Below are 19,399 nucleotides of genomic sequence, written 5' to 3'. Positions count from 1 at the left end.
GAGCGGGTCATGCCGGGGGCGGTGGAGGTGGAGGGTGCCGTCTACGTCATCGCCAGCGGTCCGAAAGCCGGCTTGCCTGTTTTGACGTCAACGAGCGGCTGATTCACGACGACTGAGGTGCGGCTATTCATTGATCACATGCATGGGACAAATAATCCTTTGGTATTAGGCTGGAACACTGACTAACATAACGATACGGGTCGTATGTAATGGGGCTACCTGTACCCGCAGGATCGCCGGGTGCAGGTGTAAGGAAGATGACTGAAGCGTTGATCCAGGTAGGCGTTGTGCCACGCTAGAGCTGGCGTGGTCGCTGTCCATAACTTGACATTCAGGTGGCTCATGGAAGCTGGAGCATCCAACGCGACAGAGCATCCGCTGGTAGATATTTCCCTGGGGCTGGATGAGCTCGCCGAGGCGTCGACCGAACACGCGCTGCACGAGGTCCTGCATGCCATCCGCACCCATCTCGGTATGGAAGTCGCCTTTATCTCGGAGTTTGAAGCCGAAAGACGGATTTTCCGCTTCGTGGACGAAGAGCCGGCGGTACCACTCCTGGAAGTCGGGGGGTCGGGTCCTCTCGACGAAAGTTATTGCCAACGGGTCGTGGATGGCAGGCTGCCGGAAGTGATCCGCGATGCGCGACAGGAGCCGGCGGCGCTGGACCTGGCGGCCACCTGGGAGGTGCCGATAGGCGCCCACGTCAGCGTGCCCATACGCCTGCGGGATGGCAGCGTTTACGGCACGATGTGCTGCTTCGCTCGCCAACCCAACGCCACCTTGAATGAGCGTGACCTGGTCATGATGCGGGTCTTTGCCGACTTTGTGGCGCGACAGCTTGAGGGGCAGCGCAAGCGCAAGCAACGGCAGAAGGCCACCGAGGCAAGAATACGCCATGTGCTCGACCATCGTCGCTTCCACATCGTCTTCCAGCCCATGTACGATCTCGCCGACCAGCACATTGCCGGTTATGAAGCGCTGTCGCGTTTCGTCGCCGAGCCGATCAGAAGTCCCGACAAGTGGTTCGAGGAGGCCGCCACGGTGGGGCTGCGGGAGGAACTGGAGCTGGCGGCCATCGAGATGGCGCTGGAGGCGCTGCCCGAGATTCCCGACTTGGTCTACCTGTCACTCAATGCCTCTCCGGCCACCATCCTGACCGGCCGGCTTGCCGGTCTGTTCAGGCCCTATCCCCTTGACCGCCTGATGCTCGAGGTCACCGAACACGATGTCATTGACGACTACGCCGGCCTCTTCGAGGCGCTGGTCGAGATGCGCAGGCAAGGGCTCAGGCTGGCGATCGATGATGCGGGCGCGGGCTATGCCAGCTTTCGCCATATCCTCCGCCTGGCGCCGGACGTCATCAAGCTGGATCGATCCCTGACCCACGGCATAGACACGCGCCGCGACAGCCGAGCGCTGGCCGCGGCCTTGGTTGGCTTCACGGCCGAAACGGGCAGCCGGCTGCTCGCCGAGGGCGTCGAGACCCAGGCCGAGTTGGAAGCCTTGCGAGACATCGGCGTCCGCAAGGCACAGGGCTACCTGCTGGGCCGGCCGGGCCCCTTGCCTGCCTGACGAGGCCTCCGGGAGCTTTCCGCATCCGATCAGAAAGTCCTTGAGCAGCATCACCGTGACCACTGCCCCTTCAAGGGCGCTGCCGCCTGCCTCTCGTTGGGCGACCAAGCCGATGTGGCGTGGAGAAGGCTCAGTGGCCGGCCGGGCGAGGGACGCGCAGCCCCAACTTGTGCGCCACTTCGAAGGTAACGAAGATCGGGCCGATCAGCAGAAAGACCAGGTCTTCGATGAAGGACGGCTTCTTGCCTTCCACCTTGTGGCCCCACACCTGCATAGCCCACGCAGCCACCCAGGTGATCAGCGAGATCCAGAACAGCGACCACCCCGCACCCTGGATGGCGAGGATGCCCCCTACGGAAAGGGCGAACCAGGCGACCATCATCAGCAATATGCCGAAGGAGAGGCGTAGGTAGACCACACCGGCCAGCACGCCCAGCAGGGTGGCCCCATTGACCCACTCGGCCGCTCCGGTTTCCAGGCCCAGCCAGCGGCCAATCGGCACCAGCCATAGCAAGCCCAGGGTGGAGAACAGGATTGCCGGCACACAGACGATGTGCACCCACTGGTTCACCGGATGGCGATGGCTCTCGCCATAGTCGTCGAGAAATTGCTGCAGGCTACGCATCGTCTTGCCCTCGTTATACTCGGAAGCCTCTGAGTCATGTCCATTCTAGACTCTTGCATGGCCTTGCCGTGGGCCAGGTGCAGCCGAGTCGGCGCAGCACCACCCACGTTCAACGCAGGACGAAGCGCAGCAGCCGCTCTGCCATCCTGCCGAATGGCGGACGCAGCAGTGTCGTGATGTTCCAGCGGCCTTGCACGTAGATACCCTTGGCATGGCTCAGCCGGCGGAAACCTTCTATGGCGTGATAGGCGCCGATGCCACTCGCGCCGACGCCGCCAAATGGCAGGTCGTCCTGGGCGATGTGCATGAGCGTGCCGTTGATGGTCACATTGCCCGACGTCGTGCCGTCGAGCACCTGGCGCTGCGCCGCCTTGTCGTGTCCGAAGTAGTAGAGCGCCAGCGGGCGGGGGCGTGCCTCGACGACGTCGATGGCCTCATCGAGCGTGCGGTAGGGGAACACCGGCAGGATCGGCCCGAAGATCTCCTCATGGGCGATGGTCATGTCGTCGGTGATATTGAGCACCACCGTCGGGCGCATGGCGCGGGGATTCGCACCCGGCGCCTCGCGGCCGATCTCGCGAACCGTCGCGCCCTTGGCGCGGGCATCCTCCAGCAGGCCGTTCAGGCGGGCCAGGTGCCGGTCGTTGATCACCCAGGTGTAATCCTCGCTCGCCGGGCCATCGGGGTAGGCGGCCACCACGGCCGCCTCGTAACGGGTGAGGAACCCGGCAAGGTCATCCTCATGGACGAGGGCATAGTCGGGCGCGATGCAGGTCTGGCCACCGCTTACCAGCTTGCCGAACACGATACCGGCGCAGGCATGGTCGAGTGGATGACCTTTCTCGACGATGACCGGCGACTTGCCGCCCAGTTCCAGCGTTACCGGCACCAGGTGCTCGCTGGCCGCCTGCATGACCTTGCGTCCGACCGCCGTGCTGCCGGTGAAGACCAGATGATCGAACGGCAGGGCGGAGAAGGCAGCGCCAACCGCTGCATCGCCGTTGACCACCGCCACCTGTTCCGCCGAAAACAGCGCGCCGAGTAACTCCTCGAGCAGCGCGTTGATCGTCGGGGTGAATTCCGACGGCTTCAGCAGCACACGGTTGCCGGCCGCGAGCGCCGTCGCCAGCGGCATCAAGGCGAGCACGAGAGGGTAATTCCACGGCGCCATGACCCCGACGACACCCAGCGGCTGGTACTCCACCCGTGCCGAGCCGAACTGCATGTGAACGGCAACATGGCGCTTTTCCGGGCGCATCATGCGGCGCAGGTGCTTGTGCAGATAGTCGATCCCGCTGATCGTGCTCCCGAGCTCCATGATGCTGGTCTCGTGGCGTGAACGATGACCGAAATCGGCGTTGATGGCCTCCTCGAGCCGGGTACGGTTCTCGATCAGCGCGGCGCGCAGCCGTGAAAGATCGGCGCGGCGCTCGGTGAGTGATGGCGCACCGTCGCGGCGATAGGCCTCGCGCTGAGCGGCGAGCAACGGAGTCAGGTCGACGGCAGGTGAGGCGGTAGGCTCAGTGGTCATGCGATAGCTCCTTAAATCGCCACCCAGGCGAGGCGGCACCTTTGCAGGCCGCCCGATGCGTCAGTACTACCACAGTATCCCCATCGAGGCTGTCGAGGGGCGAAAGTCCCAGTGTCGGGCCGCAGATCTGCCTCCCGAGCCAACGTCAGATCCGTATGGTCCTCGCCGAAGGAAGCTGGCCCAAGAGATACCGTTCATTTGAACGGGGAGTGATCCGCGGAGCATTGGTAGCTTGATGACTAGTGCGCTGCCGCAGAAGAGCGTACTAACCGGCCAATAACAATGGGAGTGTACACGATGGCGTTTTTAGCCCTTTCATCTACAGGCGCCCGTTGGACCGCCAGTCTAATGGGTGCTGGTCTGCTGGTGGCAGTGACGGCGCCAGCCAGCGCCGACCCGCTTGAGGAGCGAATGCCTCCGGGTATGCTGATCGAGATGGTGGACCCGACGCTCTGTTCGCCGCCGCCAGAGGATATGTCCGATGCCGAGATCATCGCCATGCTCGATAGCGACGACCCGGAGATGGCGCCCCCCATCGCTGGTGCCTGGGAGCGGCAGGACCAGCGCTGGCGCGTTTATGGCCAGGGCTGGTTTAACGACAGCAGCAGCGGACTGGTTGTTGGCACCATGCTCATGCTGAGAAGCGACGGCGACGAACTGCAATACCTGTGCATGGTGCTGTCACCCCATACTGAGACCGCGATGGTGGAAGGTGAGGCAGCCCTGGTAGGTCCGGACGTCGAGACCATCGATGGGGATACCTTCATGGCGATGGGGATACTGGGAGAACGTCGCGAAGGACTCGGCGAGGTGCTGGCCGATGCCGGAAGCGTTCACTTCGAGCAGGCGGCAGAGGATACCCTGGAATGGAGCCTGACCTTCGATGGCCGCCTGGCAGGAATCGATGAGCAGCCGCTGGAAGGTGCCGAGATATCCCTGAGGCTAGAGGGCGAGCTGAGCCGGGACTCCTCGATGCGGGTTGTCGACTGGGGGCGTGACGATCTAGTGGATGCCTCCGCGCCAAGCGTCAGCGAGGAAGAGCTGGCCGAGGTGAAGGCGCTGTTCATGGAGGATATGCGCCTGGAGGTGGAGCCGGTCGTGACGCCGGACAACAGTGATATTGTGCAGCGCACCGTCTATCGCTACGACTACGACACCTTTGCCTCGCTCTCCGACGACAGTGGCTGGCGGAGCACTCGTGAGCATTTCTTCTACCAGGATGGTGATCGACTGCTGCCCTTCCAGCGTCCCTCAAGCGATACGGACCTGAGTGCCTTCTTCGGCGGCTTGCTCGACTCCGGCTTCGTGCTCGACGAGGCCTCCGCCGACGATTTCCGCGAGCTGTTGATGACCCTGACTGGCGAGGACTTCTTCGAGGAGGAGGACGTCAAACTGGACAACATCATCAACTTCCGCCCCGACGAGTGGATCTTCTTCACCGGCACCTTCTTCGATCACTACAAGGCCTTTGTGGTCTACACCGACGATGACGGGCACCCGGATAAGGTGCTGTATCGACTTAAGCAGCAGCCGGTGTCCTGATCACGGGATGGGCCACCTGAATGGCTCCTGGGTGTCGATGGAAAATGGGTGTGGGCAGGGACGAAGGCACCAGAGACGAATCTAACCGGAGACAGCCCCGGTTGACGAGGTGGTGACTGTCCCGCTATGCATGGGGATAGATACCGGTTAGGGGCTATATCGTAAGCTCGCGCTCGAGGAGGCCAATATGCTCGGCGCCATCGCCGGCGATATCATCGGTTCGGTGCACGAAGGGCGTGGCACCAAGCACCGCGACTTTCCGCTGTTCACGCCGCACAGCACCTTCACCGACGACAGCGTGCTCTGCGTGGCGGTCGCCGAGGTGATGATGCACGGCGGCGACTTCGTCGATGCCTTCCATGACTACTTCCATCGCTATCCGAACGCCGGCTTCGGCGGCGGCTTCATGCGCTGGGCGGCAAACCGGGACAGGCAGCCCTACTACAGCTGGGGTAACGGCTCGGCCATGCGGGTGCCCCTGGTGGGCTTCGCCGCCACGTCGCTGGAGGCGGCGCTAAGCCTGGCCAAGCGCAGCGCCGAGGTCACCCACGACCATCCCGAAGGCATTCGCGGCGCCCAGGCGGTGGCGGCGGTGATCTTCCTGGCGCGACAGGGCGCCGACAAGGCGAGCCTGCGTGCCGAGGTGGAGGGGCGCTTCGGCTATGACCTCTCCCAAACCCTGGACGAGATCCGGCCGAACTATCGCTTCGACGTCTCCTGCCAGGGCTCGGTGCCGCCGGCGATCCTCGCCTTTCTGGAGGCCGATAGCGTCGAGTCGGCCATCCGCAATGCGGTATCGCTTGGCGGCGATGCCGACACCCAGGCATGTATGGCGGGCGCCATGGCCGAAGCCTTCCATGGTGGCCTGCCCGAGTCGCTGCGAAGCGAGACACTGGCGCGGCTGACGCCGGAATTGCGCGAGGTGGTGGAAGCCTTCGAGGCCAAATTTCTGGCATCCTGATGTCCTTGCTCCAGTTCACCTAGCCGGGTGGCGTGGGCCATCGGGACGCTGGCGCCGGCCTTCAACGCCTGCCGGTCGACTCGAGAATCGCCTGGCGCAGTGCCTCGGGCGGTTGGGCGCCCGACAGGCCGGTGGTGCCGTTGAAGATGAAGGTGGGCACACCGCTCACTCCCAGGCGCCGAGCCTCGTCGAGGCCGGCTCTGACCTCGGCCCGGCCCTGGTCGCTGGCGAGAAAGGCGGGAATGTCGATATCCGCTAGCCCGCCGTCTCGGGCGGCGTTGGCCAGTACCGCGCTGTCACCGATATCCTCACCGTCGACGAAGTAGCACCGGAAGAGCGCGCTGACCACCGCCGACTGGACGCCATGTTCCCCGGCGAGCCAGATCAGCCGGTGGGCGTCGAAGGTATTGGGCGTTCGCGTCATGCGTTCATGGTGAATCTGGATGCCGGCCTGTTCGGCGGCAGCCTCCACCTGAGCGTCGAGAGCGCGAGAGCGCTCCCAGGAGCCGAACTTGGCGGTGCGATAGTCACGCCGCGGCAGGCCCCCGGCGGGCATGTCGGGGTTGAGCTCGAAGGGGTGCCAGGCCACCGATATGCTGATTTCCTCGGGCAGTTCCGCCAGGGCGAGATCGAGGTGGCGTTTGCCGATGAAGCACCATGGGCAGATGGCATCAGAGATCACAGTGATGTCGACGTGGGGCATGGTCGCTGAGCCATTGGGTAGGGTTCCATCGAACCCTACCATCTCAAGGTCGTGATCGGAGCTTCTCATGCAGCCGGGCACCCTGACGCAGGATCGACCATCGGGCAGCGAAGGCAGTGATTCAACCGAGCACAGACAGGTCGGTACGTTGCCCCAGTGGTGTGAGTATCTCCTGCACCATGCCTCGCAGCCAGGCATGTGCCGGGTCTCTGCTCCGGCATCGATGCCAGATCATGCTCAATTGCACGGGTGGAATGGCCATCGGAGGCGCATACAGCGTGATCCCGGCAGAGGGGTCCCGGTGTTCGGCAAGCCCTCTGGGAAACAGTGCAATCAGGTCGGTTGCCGCCACTACCTGCAGCACACCCTCGAAGACGGGAACCGACATCATCACCCGGCGGCTGCGCCCCGCCCGCGCAAGTGCATCATCGCCAAGTCCATGGAATCGGCCATCGGGTGAGCACAGGACATGACCCAGTGAGCAGAACAGCTCCATCGGAATCATCTCGCCCGGTGCAAGACCCGCTGCGGTCAGCGCCGGATGGCCATTGCGTGCGATCACAGTAAATTCAGCGTGAAACAGCCGCGCATGGGCGGTCCAGGCAGGAAAGTCGCGCTCCGGCAACAGCGCAAGATCCACATCTTGTCGCTCCAGTGCCTCGACATGGTGATCGGGCACCAGATCGACCAGCTGCAACCGCAACCCAGGCGCTGCGTGCTGTACGCGCGCGCCAAGCTCAGGCATCAGCATCGTGGCAAAGAAATCCGTGCCGGAAATGTGGAAGTCGAGCTGCGCCTCGGCGGGGTCGAATTTTTCCGGGCCGGCAAGAACGCTTTCAAGCTCTTCCAGAACTGCCCGGAGTGGCCCCTCCAGACTTGTTGCATAACTGGTCGGGACCAGCCCTTGCCCCTGACGGACAAATAGCGGATCGCCCAGCGCATGGCGCAACCGGCCGAGCGCCGCTGAAACAGCGGGTTGCGAAAGCGCCAGCCTGCGTCCGGCACCCACCGTCGAGCCTTCGCGCAGCAAGGCATCCAAAACCCGAAGAAGGTTCAGATCCAAACTCGATATATTTGCCATGTAAATAACATATATACAATCAATCGATTTCACAAATTTGCAGTCAGTACACAGACTGTCTGGTAAGCACCCCAACGCGCGCCACCCGCCCGTGGGTTTACGTCACTCATCGGAATGGAGGAGACACCGATGAAACCTGTGCCTGTCACGCTTGCCGCCGCTGCTTTTGCCGTTACCTCATCAGTGGCGGCAGATGGCCTGTCGCATCTGCCGCTGCTATCCGACATCGTCCCGGATGCCGTTGCGATCAGTCCCCATGTGCCACATATGGGCACACACTGGGCCGAACCTGCGAATCTGCCGCTCGGGCCGATCTATTGCGAGATCGAGGGCCGTATTGTCTGTGTCGAATACATGTTCCTGGCCAGTGATCTTGCGTCCGGTGTTAACTGGAAGCAGATCCCCACCGGAATGCAGACCCCGCCCCTGACCCACATCGACATGGATTACAAGCCCGATGGAGTCGGCCCGTTCCAGGAGCCGCTCTATCAGATCCATTTCTATTTCGCGGATACCGAAGTGCTTGCCGCCCATTGAGGCGGCAGGAACATGGCACGTTCCTGGACCGTTATTAGCTGGGCTATGCTGCCAGCACGGCGAATCGTCTCGGGTCCAGCCCTTGCGTAGCCTTCCCTCCTCGATCAAGCCGGCGAACAGGCGCAACGAGAGGGAAGCTTGGGGGCAGAGGGTGACGTGCCTGGTTTTCATCCCGACAGTAGAGTGTCGATTTGTGGCGTTATCGATAATTTAATATCACTGCCGCTCACCCTGCACCAGCTGTGCCGCTTTCGCTATCAAGCCGTCCTGATTCCGCTAGCGCTCAGCGCGCCAACAGGCCCGTGGCAAGCGCCTCACCCAGGCGGTCGACGGCGGCGGCGAGCTTCTCGTCGATGACGTGCAGATACTCCGTCCAGTCATCCACGTGATGCAGCTCCGCCTTGCCGTCCGAAATGCCGCGCAGCACGACCAGCGGCACGTCGAAGCGCATGCAGGCGCGCAGGCAGGCGTAGCTCTCCATGTCCACCATCTCGGCGGCGATGGCGTCATAGGCCGAGCCCGAGACGATATTGGCACCGGTCGAGAGCGTGGTCTCGCGAATGCCGGGAATGCGCAGCGGCAGTGGAAGGGTCGCCGGCAGGTCGAGAAAGGGCGTGGCGCCCTTCTCGAAGCCCAGGGGCGTGGCGTCCATGTCGCGGTAGGAGACGCTGGTTGCCTGGTAGATCTCGGTCTGCTCCAGCACCCGGCTGCCCGCCGACCCCAGCGACACCACCAGATCCGGCAGGCGCCCGCGTTGGGCCAGGGCGGCAAGGGCAGCGGTGAGTTCCACTGCCGCCTCCACGGGGCCAACGCCGGTCATGAACGGGGTAAAACGCTGCTTGAGATGCGGGCCGTATTCGGCGTCGGCAGCCATCGCGAAGAGGATGTCGCGGCCGCCCAGTTGCGTCAGTGGCGGCGTGCGCTGAGCCGCGCTCATGCTTCGATCCTCATCTGTGCCTCAGGCATCGCTCGCGTTACCGACCGTCTGGATAACCTCGAACCCTTCGAAGTTCGGCGGGCCCAGGTAGAGCCCTTCGCGCTTGCTCTGACCGGCGTTGGCATGCGCTGCGCGGAACGCCTCGGAGTGCGTCCAGGCCTCGAAGTCCTCGCGCGAGCGCCAGATGGTGTGGGAGGCGTAGAGCACGTGGTCCTCCTTCTCGGGGCCGCGCAGCATATGGAACTCGACGAAACCGGGCAGGCCTTGCAGGTGGCTCTCCCGCTCCAGCCAGATCTGCTCGAACTCCTCCACTCTCTCGGGGTTGACCCGAAAACGGTTCATGGCGATGAACACGATATTGCTCCTTGCGGTCAGGCAGTCAATGGTGACCGTTTGACGATGACACTGACGTCGACAGGGGGCAAGGGCATCGGCATTCACCGCGAAAGTAGCGCTCGATACCGAAACCGGTATCGTACTGCCCAAGTTCCGCGAATTCGCTCGTTGAATCGCCAGCGCCCTGCCCAAGGGCGCGGCGCTGACCGGGATCAAGGAAAACGCACAATTATTCCGGTAACCACCGATCCCTGCGCGCCGGCAATTCTCTTTCAATCCTGCTTCTCCATACTGCAAGGGAATGTCTCGGGTACTGCCTGACAACTCAGAAAAAGGATTGCATTGTGAACAAGACCGTTTTGATCACTGGCGCGGCATCTGGCATGGGCAAGGCAACGGCGCTGCTGCTCGCCGAACAGGGTTACACCGTTTATGCCGGCGTCAGGAGTAACAGCCAGGAACTGAAGGAGGAGGCGGGCAAGCGCGGCCTCGAGCTGAATACCGTGTCTCTCGATGTGCAGGATACCGCGTCGATTCAGAGCGCCGTTCAGCACGTCATCGAGAAGGAAGGAAAGATCGATGTGTTGGTCAATAATGCAGGCTTCGGTCTTCTTGCCACCCTTGAAGAAGGCACCGATGAAGAAATCTTCAAGCAATTCGATGTGAATGTCTTTGGTCTCATCAAGATGACCAGAGAAGTTCTTCCCCATATGCGTAAGGCGGGTAGCGGCGTTATCGTCAATATCTCTTCCTTCCTGGGCAGGATGGGGCTGCCTCTGCTCTCGCATTACAATGCCAGCAAATACGCGGTGGAAGGGATCACCGACTCCTTGAGATTCGAGGTGGCGCCTTTCGGAATACGGGTTCACTCCGTCCTTGCCGGCTTGTTCGGCACCAATTTCGTCAAAAAAGGGCTTGTCGCCAACAGCCAAACTACCGGTGACGACTCTCCCTACAAGGAGCTGGTGGCCCATTTCGTGCCGATCGTGGCCAAGGCCATCAATGAAGGCCCTGACCCCCAACCCATCGCGCAGGCGGTGAAGGACATCATCGAGAATGAGGACAGCGAAATCGCCGTCAAGGTCGGCCAGGAGGCGGAACTGTTCGTGCCAATGCGCAGGGAGATGGATGACAAGGCGTTCGAAGCGAAGGTAAAGGAAACCTTTGGTCTATAAGCCGCCACTCGCGTACCACCCGGTACGCTGAATTTGCTCGCCGCACCGACGAGAGGAAGAGCGCCAGGTGAAACGCAGGAGAAACCGAATGGCGTACGTGGGTATGGCCGCCGGCCTGCTGCTGGCGCTGGTACTCACAGGCGTACTGGCCATGCAGGCCTGGCGCCTGGCCGATAACCGCGCGATGGACAATGCCTGGGCCTGGCTGCAATCCCAGGCGCCCGCCACCGTCGAGACCTTCGATCCCGCCTTGGTCGAAGACCTGCCCGATGCGGCCCGGCGATACTTCCTCTACACCATTGCCCCGGGCACGCCGCTGCATGTGGTCAGCGAAATCCACATGACCGGCGAGCTCGGCCTGGGCGACAAGCAGGCGCCGGGCTATCGCCCCATGCGCGCCCACCAGATACTCGCCCCGCCGCACGGCTTCATCTGGCGGATTCGAGCCGGTTCGGGAATCATGCAACTCAGCGGCTCGGACGGCATGGCCAACGGCCGCTCCTGGACGCGCCTCTGGCTCAACGGCACGCTGCCCGTCGCCCGGGCAGGCGACGACGAAAACCACCTACGCTCGTCGTTTGACCGTGTGGCAGGGGAGGCCGCCTTCTGGGCACCCGCCGCCTTGCTGCCACAGCATGGCGTGCGCTGGGAACAGACCGACGAGCCCAACCTGGCACGAGCGGTGATTACGAACGGTACCCTGGAGCAAACGATAGAGATCGCCGTAGCCGAAGACGGCCGCCCGCTCTGGGTGCAGTTCCAACGCTGGAGCGATGCCAACCCCGAGAAGGAGTGGCGGCTCCAGCCCTTCGGCGGCTACCTGGATGGCTTCCAAGACTTCGATGGCTTCACCCTGCCCACCAAGGTCGACGGTGGCAACCACTTCGGCACGGAGGCGTACTTTCCGTTCTTCCGGGCGAGGGTGGAGGAGGTGCGGTTTCCGGTGCGGTAGTGCTACTCGACGCCGAGGAGCTGGAGAGGCAAGCATGCAGCCTCGAGAGCCATGTCGTGATGAATAGCTGGCAGTGTAAACGTCATGCATGGCCCTCACTTCGGGCGGTATCGAGGTGCTGGCGGACGACATAGAGGTCCTTGCACCAGGCCGCTGCGCATCCGTTCCAGAGGAGGTTGGCCGGCAAACAGGGGATTGTGATTGGGCCGGCGTAACCAGGCGTCCGCGGCGTCGGCCCGCGGCAGTAGAATCTGGAGAACCTTGTAGATCCCCAGGATTAGCGACATTCGCTCGAGCTGATTGATGTCGAGACGCGCCGCTGCGGGCTTTTCTGTTGGGCTCGGCTAATCAAACACCCGGAGTTCGACAGCTTGCCAGCGCTTCGACATCGAACGGTTCAATAGGCTTGAACACTCCCGTCTTGGTCATTTTTCTTCGCAGCTCGAAGTGCTCCAAGGTGGCAGGTGGCTCGATGTCGGCCAAGGCCTTAAAATTGATTTCTCGCCACTGGGGTTTGGTGACCAGGACGCTGTAGAGGTAGCTTTCGCTTGGTTGCCCAGTACCGGCGTCGAGTGCTGGCATGTAGGCTGATACCAACGCCACCTGGACAGTTGGAAGGCGGTGGAATATCTCACCCAGCACCCGCATCGCAACACCATGAGCGTAGTCGCGGTACAGCATTCGACGCCGAGTGGCGGCGACTTTTTTGACGGAAACCTTTGCCTGCTTGGCGGCTAGGTTGTACTCCACGTCCGGGAAGGCATCCTCTTCGGGTAGCTCGATGTCGATAGCGATGGTGCTGGCATCATCGCCGAGGTCGAAGCTTACGTTCGTCTCCCTCGGCCACGGGATCTCGCCCAAGTGTTCCTCAAGGACATTGGCCATGGCATCGAGGTTCGTCAGCACTAACTCGGTCTCTTGCTCGCGCCGTTGCCGTTCCTGCTCGTTGAAAGCTCGCGCCGCCGCCTCCCATTCGCTGAAGGCGCGTGCGTATTGCTCAGCCCGTTGCTCGTTCTGTTCTTCTAGCCGACGCCCCGCCGGTGGCCAGATACGGCTCCACAGCGTCGGCTGGAGGCGAGGCCTGCGCTGAGGCTCAGGTTCGGGAAACGCTCGAGCCTGAAACACTGGCTTGTCTCGTGGCGGCAGCGTATCAATGTGCACTGTGGCCAGTGCCAATAGATCGGCGTTCAGCCGATCGCATGCTTGTTGGAGCAGATCGCGCATGCCCTCTCCAGCGTACTTCCGAAGTACACGGAGTTCCGTCTCATCATATGGCTGGCCATCATCGTCGGTGATCACGACCTCACCGTCCTCGACACGGACACGCGCAACCGCCGAGCCCCCTGCCTTGAGCTGATGCTCAAGTGCTTTGCCCGGAGAGGGCGCCCCCGCCCGGGCGCTGGTTGCACCCCGGCCTCCGCGCTTGTTGAGCTTCTCACGGTAGGCGAGGCCGGTACCCGGCAGTCCAACGTTGGCATAAACGCCGCGACGCCCCACGCTTACCTTGGCGCCTCGAGGGCCGATGGAGGCCCCGATCCCGCTTTTGCTGAGGTTCAGGCTAATGCCTGGGGCAATACGGATGCGCCGACGAAATCGAAGTGCCATTCTCCGCTCCCTGTCTTGTTACTCGTTATTGTCGTCTTCAGCCTGCTCCCGACGTTTCTGCATGGCATCGCTGAAGGCTGCAGCCAGGATGCCGGTCGGCATGGCGATCATGCCGATGCCGACGATGGCGGTCAGGCCAGCAAACAGCTGCCCGGCCGCAGTCACCGGTGTCACGTCCCCATAGCCCACCGTGGTGAGTGTGGCCACGCTCCACCAGAGCGCCCTGGGAATGCTCCCGAAGGCCTCGGGCTGATGGCTAGCTTCCAGGACATAGATCCCGCTGCTGGTGACGATCAGCAACGCTACAGCCACCATCAGGCTTACCGTGAGTTCGTAGCGGCGTCCGCGCACCGCCAGGTAGAGATCGCCGATCGCATTGGAGAAGCGCCCTAGGCGCGCGAGCCTGAGCAGCCGGATCAGCTTGAGCAGACGTAACGTGAAGGCGTTGACTGCCCCCATGGTGAGGAAGAAAGGCAAGATAGCGAGCAGGTCGATGATCGCCCATGGGCTAACCATGAAGCGTAAGCGTCCAGCTAGCCCTCGATAGCGGGGATCTTCGCCGGCCGCGACCACACGAGCGACGTACTCGACTAGAAACGCCAAGGCCAGCACTGTCTCGGCGGTGATGAAGACGCCTGGAGCCAGCGCTCGGACTACCGGCTCCGTCTCCAGAATGGTCAGTGCCGTTGCGAGGATGATCAGGACGGCGATGAAGCGATTGGTGATCGATAGTCCAGGGGAGTCACGAGCGGTGGGCTCGAGCATCAGGTAAAGGCGACGGCGCCAACCCTCATAGGCGCTGGTTTTGTAGCTATCAGGTGGCCGCATGCATTTCCCCTATACCGTCGCCAGCCCGAAGAACGGATACCTAGGCGCCCGTTGATGGCCAGAATGGGACAAACCAGCTTTGGGTGCTAGGCTGAATCTCATAACAGTATAACGATAACGCCAATACGTAAGGGATGGCTCTATGCCAACGGCTTCCAACGAGCCCCGCATCACACTGCACCCGCACGCCCGACGCGTGCGAGTCATCATCGACGAAACCTTGCTTGCTGTCACCAGTTACGGGTACAGCCAAGTCAATATACATCAGCCTGAGAGATATTATTATAGTAGCGGGGAAATTCCATCATGTTAAATCAGTCATTCACGCAAGAAAATCTTCGCAAAATATACGATGCAGAGAATAGAAAGGGCGACTATATTGAGAAAGGCTTTCCTTCGGAAATAAGGGAGGTTTCCTTGGCCATCAAAAGGTGGCGAAGAATAAAAAGGAGCTTAAATAAAAGGAAGGATAAGTACTCGGAAGAGATTTACCAGGCGCGGCTTAAAAAAATTAGAGATGCTATAAATTCCCATGAGGCTGGTCGTGATTATATAATAAATTCACGCCTTGAGGAAGCATCACAAAACATTTCCAAAAAAACTTTCAAGCTGAAGATAGAAAAGCATTTTTCTTCCCATCATGGTAAGCAAGTCTATTGTGTGAAACCCGGCATTGAGTCTTTTTTTGCAGAGAAGCAAGTTCAAAAAAACATCAAAACCACTTATAATGTGAAGCAGGCTAGCAGGGATGTTATCATATCCCAGATAATATCCGTTCTTAGCGACAACTTTCCAAAGCAAATTATTAGAACCGACATTTCTAGTTTCTATGAGAGCATAGATAGAAATTTTCTTAAAGATAGAATAAGTAAAAATCCTGAGCTCTCTTTAGCCTCAAGAAAAATGATTGAGCAGGTCATGCGGGACTATGAGAAGATCACTCAAAGCCAAAAGGGAATCCCTAGAGGAGTCGGCATCAGTGCTTATTTGTCAGAGCTATACATGAGCGGCGCAGATGAAATGATAAAGGCGCTTCCAGGGGTTGTGTATTATACAAGATACGTCGATGATATTGTCGTTATTTTCTCCCCTTTAAAGTCATATAGGGTTGAGGATAGGAAGGAGATGGTATCTAGTATTATGTCGGATATTGGACTCTCGCTAAACGAAGAAAATCAACAAAAGACAAAGTTGATAGCTTTCAAGAAAGGAGTCGATTATAGCTTTGAGTACTTGGGCTATAAGATCCAGCATCACGCTAAAAAGGTGAAAGTTGGGGCAAGCAAGGATAAAATAAAGAAATATAAGGCACGAATAGATTGCGCCTTCGAGAGTTACCGTAAGAGTTATGGCTCAGAAAATGATAAAAAGTTGTTGGTGAATCGTATTAGGTTTTTGACTGGAAATACGAAATTGGCGAACAATAAATCCGGTACTTTTGTAGGGATCTACAGTTCTAACAGGTGGATTGACGACCTTTCTTTTTTAGATCAACTAGATCATTACTTGGGACTTAGGGCTTCAGGCGTGACTTCCCAGACGTTGCAAAGAAGAGTTTTAAAGTTATCTTTCAGGGATGGTTTTGAAAATAAAGTTTTCAGGAGCTTCTCCACTCGAGACCTAGGTAAAATAACGCAGGTTTGGAGACGTTGAAATGAAGAGAAAAATCAAGCTTAATTACACGAAAGAGCGGGCGCTAATTTCTGATGTCCTGCCATATGAAATACCATTGACATTTTCAAATAGGCACTTTTACGAATTTGTAAGCAGGAATGATTTTGAGTATAAAAATGGAGTCTTTGAATGGCGCGCCAAGTGCAGAGGGTCGCACTTGGCAATACAGATACTTCTCGGAGTTCATCAGCCAACGATCGAAGGTTATACTGATGGAGAAACATCCAGCTTAAAGCTGAGTAAAAGTGAAATGACCACCATTCCTTTTACTTATGGAATTACACACAAAGAAGATGAACTAAGAACCTTGTCTTTTTCTCATCCTAGGAATCAGCTTAAGCTGGTTGATTTCTATAATAATCATAAAAATTTAATGATTTATCATTGCCATAAGGGAAGGTTTAGTCTCCGCTCACCGTCAAGCTTGGCTAGATGTGTGTTCATGGATAACCAAGCAAGGCTACCTAGTGGCGATGAAGAAGCTCAACCTTCAGGAATAATAGAGGAGGTGGATAAAGAGTATAGGAGTCTTAAGTCATTCTTTGTATATAAAAAATATAGTAATATCTTCAAGTTCTTTGAGTCTAAAGAGTATCATCAGTGCGAGAAAAAATATAATAACATGGCTCGACTTGACATATCGAAGTGCTTTGACAGCATTTATACGCACTCCATTGCTTGGTCCATATTTGGTAAAAGAACGGTTAAAGATGTGATGTCTGGCGCAATTGAAGGAGGTGATATAAAAGGATGCTTTCCTGATGAGTTTGATGAATTACTACAGTCTGAAAATTATGGAGAGACCAATGGGATTCTGATTGGGCCTGAAAGCTCAAGGATTTTTGCCGAAATAATTCTTCAGTATATAGATAAAGAAGTGCTTGAAGAACTCAAGTTGCAGAATATTTTCCATGAGTCGGATTATGAGTTGTTCCGCTATGTTGATGACTATTTTGTATTCTACAATGATCATGCTGTATACAAAAAAATATTAATCCAGTTGCAGGGTAGTTTGAAGCAATACAAGCTTAATCTAAATACTGAGAAGGAGAAGATTTATCAGAAGCCGATTATAACTGAAATAACTATAGCGAAGAAGCAGATATCAGCCCTACTTAATGATAAGTTAAAATACAAAATAGAGGAGTCTGAAGAAATTCGCAACGAGGAAAGTGTTAAGGTTAAGCATGGGAATATATTTGTTAGGCCATCACCGCTAATTACCGAGTTCAAAGAAATAATAAAGTCTAGTGGGGTTGAGTACAAAGATATATTAAACTACTCTCTGGCTATTGTTGAGTCTAAGTCTAAAAAAATAATAGACACTTATAAGGAAATTGAAAAAACCAGTAGCACTTCAAGATCTCTTGTGTACGCCATAAGCTCAATAATTGAATTTTCTTTTTTTATATACTCAGTTTCACCAAGAGTTAATACTACGGTAAAATTGGCTCGTGTTTTGTACGTATTTATTTCTTTCTTGCGAACAAAGGAGTCTACTAGAGACGACATGAATGGAGTGTTTAAGCAAATTTTTGAAAATATTTATTTTATAACTAACAAAAGCGGGTCAAAGAAATACACTCAAGTAGAAACGCTCTACTTGTTGACAGTTCTGTCTGAGCTAGGAAAGGATTATAGGGTGGAGGAGGAGGTTATCGCTTCTTTTCTAGGAGCAAAGAAAAAGGAGTCTGTCAATACATATCAGTTTACAAATGATCTCAATCTTTTTTCAATTACGGTTGCCCTATTCTATATTAGGGGGAAGAAAAGATACAATGATCTTAGAGATGCAATTGAACAGCATATAATTGAAAGAATGGAAAGCACAGCTAGTATTTTGTCAAAAGATACTGAGCGGACAGTTTTGTTTTTTGACTGCTTGTCTTGTCCTTATCTAAGCGATGATTTAAAAAGGCATCTTTTAACGCTGTATGGAGTAGAAGCACTTTCTGATCAAGACTCTCTAATAAAACTTAGAGGGGCTTGGTTTACAAAATGGACTGACTTTGACTTTGGAAAAGAGCTTGACGCCAAACGAAGCCTTGAAGTATATTGATAATGTTCATGCATCATCCAACCGATAATGGCTGTAGGCAGCTCACACACTCGCATGGACGTTACCTCTGTCCTATGCATGGAAGTGGTGACGAGGGTGGCCCGGATGAGCCACCCGCCTATTTTTTACGCCGTTATCCCGCACGAGTTAGAACAGTTCCCGCGAGAGAAGGAAGAACCGCAGACGTGGGCTTTACCTCGTTGTTTCTTTGTCACTCTTCGGCTATTGACCATGCTCATTAGCACATTACTTACTTCGCAGGCTATCGTTGACATCATCTGCAAGCCAAACCTCAAGCAGGAGCTGATAGAGCATGTCGCGCTTGTTGGTCTTTATCTTGATTCGACCGAGTAATGCTTAGGGAAGACGAAGTGAGGCGGGTTTGGTGAAGGGCGTAAATTCTGGAAAGAAGCGGGCACTACCTAGTTCCACTCTACGTGGCCGAGGAGTCGTGGGTTTCCCGAAACTTCTGTTCTTCGGCTTAGGCTTCGGCCTTGAGCTGAGGCATCTTTTTCGCGTGCATATAATCGGCTCTTTCTTTGTGGTGCATGGCGCGATCCGAATTCGCCCATACCATCATGACGTTCGGGCTGCAGGGGCCTACAACCTCCCGCAACCACTCATGACCTCCCTCGCCACCGCATTCAGCCAGCATCCCTTGTCCCGCCTCAACCTGCGTGTGCCAGTGATTGGCGCGAGTGATGCCGGTGTAGACCAGTTCTCGGGTGAGGATGGGGTTGGGGCGTCGGGGAAGTAGTGGGGGGCGGCAGCGGTGCCGGGAGAGGTTTTCTGTACGCACTGCGTCCCGAATGTGTTACACCGGCTCTGAGAGGCAATGTTATCAAGAAAGCTCGTGCCCTATGGCGGTAGCTACGAACTGATTGAGGCTTTGCCCCTTGGCTGTGGCGGCATCGATGGCGTTCTTGTGCAGCTCCTCAGGCAGGCGCACCTGGAACTTACCGGAGTAGGACTTGGTGGGCTCGATGCCTCGTTCCCGGCACTCCTCGAGGAAGACACGCAGTGAATCCCGGCCTTCTTCGCGCAGCTTGGCCACGCTGTCGGCGTAGAAGTCGGCACTGCCGTTCAGGCCGATAAACTCACCGCGGAACATCTCGATATCCGGGTCGTACTGGATCATAGCGCGATAGCCGTTGATGATCATAATGTTGTTCACGGGGTCTCTCCGTTCTCTTCCAACCACTTGCGGAATGCTGGCCACCGCGCCCTTGTCGGGATCCGGTGAAGGGTGGGTCGGCTGAAGATGGCGGGCAGCGTCTTGGC

Annotated in this window: 18 protein-coding genes; 8 read left to right on the top strand and 10 right to left on the bottom strand. The window is 57.5% G+C overall.

The window, feature by feature from the left end:
* The first annotated feature begins 342 nt into the window (after positions 1-342).
* A complete protein-coding gene (locus tag LY622_RS07440; RefSeq protein WP_234290309.1) occupies positions 343-1,572 on the top strand; it encodes a sensor domain-containing phosphodiesterase in 1,230 nt (409 codons plus the stop codon).
* A gap of 130 nt (positions 1,573-1,702) precedes the next feature.
* Here the strand turns inward: LY622_RS07440 and LY622_RS07435 are convergent, their stop codons facing one another.
* Both LY622_RS07435 and LY622_RS07430 read right to left on the bottom strand, forming a co-directional pair.
* Positions 1,703-2,197, bottom strand: coding sequence for an Mpo1 family 2-hydroxy fatty acid dioxygenase (locus LY622_RS07435; protein ID WP_234290308.1), 495 nt, complete (start codon positions 2,195-2,197; stop codon positions 1,703-1,705).
* Positions 2,198-2,306: 109 nt separating this feature from the next.
* Complete coding sequence (locus LY622_RS07430; protein WP_234290307.1) at positions 2,307-3,728, bottom strand: coniferyl aldehyde dehydrogenase; 1,422 nt, start codon at positions 3,726-3,728, stop codon at positions 2,307-2,309.
* A 348-nt stretch (positions 3,729-4,076) separates the two neighbouring features.
* Here LY622_RS07430 and LY622_RS07425 point away from each other — a divergent pair, with 348 nt between their 5' ends.
* Both LY622_RS07425 and LY622_RS07420 read left to right on the top strand, forming a co-directional pair.
* A complete protein-coding gene (locus LY622_RS07425; RefSeq protein WP_234290306.1) occupies positions 4,077-5,270 on the top strand; it encodes a hypothetical protein in 1,194 nt (397 codons plus the stop codon).
* Between the two features lie 187 nt (positions 5,271-5,457).
* Positions 5,458-6,231: an ADP-ribosylglycohydrolase family protein gene (locus LY622_RS07420; protein WP_234290305.1), complete on the top strand. Its 774-nt coding sequence runs from the start codon at positions 5,458-5,460 to the stop codon at positions 6,229-6,231.
* A 61-nt stretch (positions 6,232-6,292) separates the two neighbouring features.
* Here LY622_RS07420 and LY622_RS07415 read toward each other — a convergent pair whose 3' ends face one another.
* Both LY622_RS07415 and LY622_RS07410 read right to left on the bottom strand, forming a co-directional pair.
* On the bottom strand, positions 6,293-7,003 hold the full coding sequence (locus LY622_RS07415; protein ID WP_234290304.1) for a DsbA family oxidoreductase: 711 nt from the start codon (positions 7,001-7,003) through the stop codon (positions 6,293-6,295).
* A gap of 52 nt (positions 7,004-7,055) precedes the next feature.
* Complete coding sequence (locus LY622_RS07410) at positions 7,056-8,015, bottom strand: LysR family transcriptional regulator (protein ID WP_234290303.1); 960 nt, start codon at positions 8,013-8,015, stop codon at positions 7,056-7,058.
* 129 nt (positions 8,016-8,144) lie between these two features.
* Between LY622_RS07410 and LY622_RS07405 the strand changes: the two genes are divergently transcribed.
* Entirely contained in the window at positions 8,145-8,552 is a 408-nt protein-coding gene (locus tag LY622_RS07405; protein WP_234290302.1) for a hypothetical protein, read from the top strand.
* Positions 8,553-8,835: 283 nt separating this feature from the next.
* On the opposite strand, the gene LY622_RS07400 is transcribed toward LY622_RS07405, so the two are convergent.
* A complete protein-coding gene (locus tag LY622_RS07400) occupies positions 8,836-9,489 on the bottom strand; it encodes a 5'-methylthioadenosine/S-adenosylhomocysteine nucleosidase (RefSeq protein WP_234290301.1) in 654 nt (217 codons plus the stop codon).
* A 21-nt stretch (positions 9,490-9,510) separates the two neighbouring features.
* Positions 9,511-9,843, bottom strand: coding sequence for a heme-degrading protein HmuQ (hmuQ, locus tag LY622_RS07395; RefSeq protein WP_066444243.1), 333 nt, complete (start codon positions 9,841-9,843; stop codon positions 9,511-9,513).
* Between the two features lie 326 nt (positions 9,844-10,169).
* Here hmuQ and LY622_RS07390 point away from each other — a divergent pair, with 326 nt between their 5' ends.
* Both LY622_RS07390 and LY622_RS07385 read left to right on the top strand, forming a co-directional pair.
* Positions 10,170-11,000 (top strand): SDR family oxidoreductase, encoded by an 831-nt coding sequence (locus LY622_RS07390; RefSeq protein ID WP_234290300.1) that lies wholly within the window; start codon positions 10,170-10,172, stop codon positions 10,998-11,000.
* 88 nt (positions 11,001-11,088) lie between these two features.
* Positions 11,089-11,952 (top strand): DUF6544 family protein, encoded by an 864-nt coding sequence (locus tag LY622_RS07385; RefSeq protein ID WP_234290299.1) that lies wholly within the window; start codon positions 11,089-11,091, stop codon positions 11,950-11,952.
* A 95-nt stretch (positions 11,953-12,047) separates the two neighbouring features.
* On the opposite strand, the gene LY622_RS07380 is transcribed toward LY622_RS07385, so the two are convergent.
* The 3 genes from LY622_RS07380 to LY622_RS07370 form a co-directional block, all read right to left on the bottom strand.
* Positions 12,048-12,239: an antitoxin Xre/MbcA/ParS toxin-binding domain-containing protein gene (locus LY622_RS07380; protein ID WP_234290298.1), complete on the bottom strand. Its 192-nt coding sequence runs from the start codon at positions 12,237-12,239 to the stop codon at positions 12,048-12,050.
* Between the two features lie 61 nt (positions 12,240-12,300).
* Positions 12,301-13,557, bottom strand: coding sequence for a DUF4236 domain-containing protein (locus tag LY622_RS07375; RefSeq protein ID WP_234290297.1), 1,257 nt, complete (start codon positions 13,555-13,557; stop codon positions 12,301-12,303).
* 18 nt (positions 13,558-13,575) lie between these two features.
* Positions 13,576-14,385, bottom strand: a complete 810-nt coding sequence (locus LY622_RS07370) for an ion transporter (protein ID WP_234290296.1) — start codon at positions 14,383-14,385, stop codon at positions 13,576-13,578.
* Between the two features lie 306 nt (positions 14,386-14,691).
* Between LY622_RS07370 and drt3a the strand changes: the two genes are divergently transcribed.
* Positions 14,692-16,038, top strand: a complete 1,347-nt coding sequence (gene drt3a / locus LY622_RS07365) for an antiviral reverse transcriptase Drt3a (protein WP_234290295.1) — start codon at positions 14,692-14,694, stop codon at positions 16,036-16,038.
* A 1-nt stretch (position 16,039) separates the two neighbouring features.
* Complete coding sequence (gene drt3b / locus LY622_RS07360; protein WP_234290294.1) at positions 16,040-18,118, top strand: antiviral reverse transcriptase Drt3b; 2,079 nt, start codon at positions 16,040-16,042, stop codon at positions 18,116-18,118.
* A gap of 841 nt (positions 18,119-18,959) precedes the next feature.
* On the opposite strand, the gene LY622_RS07355 is transcribed toward drt3b, so the two are convergent.
* Positions 18,960-19,292, bottom strand: a complete 333-nt coding sequence (locus LY622_RS07355; protein ID WP_234290293.1) for a type II toxin-antitoxin system HicB family antitoxin — start codon at positions 19,290-19,292, stop codon at positions 18,960-18,962.
* Between the last annotated feature and the right edge of the window lie 107 nt (positions 19,293-19,399).

Origin of the sequence: Halomonas alkalisoli (assembly GCF_021412585.1) — a bacterium.
Classification (GTDB): Bacteria; Pseudomonadota; Gammaproteobacteria; order Pseudomonadales; family Halomonadaceae; genus Halomonas; species Halomonas alkalisoli.
The sequence above is the reverse complement of the archived record's forward strand: the minus strand, read 5'-3'. Positions and strand labels throughout refer to the sequence as shown.

What these genes read in the sequence shown, in the direction of transcription:
- LY622_RS07415 (WP_234290304.1), bottom strand. Translation starts at nt 7,003, where the DNA reads ATGAGAAGCTCCGATCACGACCTTGAGATGGTAGGGTTCGATGGAACC.
- LY622_RS07385 (WP_234290299.1), top strand. Translation starts at nt 11,089, where the DNA reads ATGGCGTACGTGGGTATGGCCGCCGGCCTGCTGCTGGCGCTGGTACTC.
- LY622_RS07440 (WP_234290309.1), top strand. Translation starts at nt 343, where the DNA reads ATGGAAGCTGGAGCATCCAACGCGACAGAGCATCCGCTGGTAGATATT.
- drt3a (WP_234290295.1), top strand. Translation starts at nt 14,692, where the DNA reads ATGTTAAATCAGTCATTCACGCAAGAAAATCTTCGCAAAATATACGAT.
- drt3b (WP_234290294.1), top strand. Translation starts at nt 16,040, where the DNA reads ATGAAGAGAAAAATCAAGCTTAATTACACGAAAGAGCGGGCGCTAATT.
- LY622_RS07400 (WP_234290301.1), bottom strand. Translation starts at nt 9,489, where the DNA reads ATGAGCGCGGCTCAGCGCACGCCGCCACTGACGCAACTGGGCGGCCGC.
- LY622_RS07435 (WP_234290308.1), bottom strand. Translation starts at nt 2,197, where the DNA reads ATGCGTAGCCTGCAGCAATTTCTCGACGACTATGGCGAGAGCCATCGC.
- LY622_RS07410 (WP_234290303.1), bottom strand. Translation starts at nt 8,015, where the DNA reads ATGGCAAATATATCGAGTTTGGATCTGAACCTTCTTCGGGTTTTGGAT.
- LY622_RS07375 (WP_234290297.1), bottom strand. Translation starts at nt 13,557, where the DNA reads ATGGCACTTCGATTTCGTCGGCGCATCCGTATTGCCCCAGGCATTAGC.
- LY622_RS07370 (WP_234290296.1), bottom strand. Translation starts at nt 14,385, where the DNA reads ATGCGGCCACCTGATAGCTACAAAACCAGCGCCTATGAGGGTTGGCGC.
- LY622_RS07430 (WP_234290307.1), bottom strand. Translation starts at nt 3,728, where the DNA reads ATGACCACTGAGCCTACCGCCTCACCTGCCGTCGACCTGACTCCGTTG.
- LY622_RS07380 (WP_234290298.1), bottom strand. Translation starts at nt 12,239, where the DNA reads ATGTCGCTAATCCTGGGGATCTACAAGGTTCTCCAGATTCTACTGCCG.
- LY622_RS07405 (WP_234290302.1), top strand. Translation starts at nt 8,145, where the DNA reads ATGAAACCTGTGCCTGTCACGCTTGCCGCCGCTGCTTTTGCCGTTACC.
- LY622_RS07420 (WP_234290305.1), top strand. Translation starts at nt 5,458, where the DNA reads ATGCTCGGCGCCATCGCCGGCGATATCATCGGTTCGGTGCACGAAGGG.
- LY622_RS07425 (WP_234290306.1), top strand. Translation starts at nt 4,077, where the DNA reads ATGGGTGCTGGTCTGCTGGTGGCAGTGACGGCGCCAGCCAGCGCCGAC.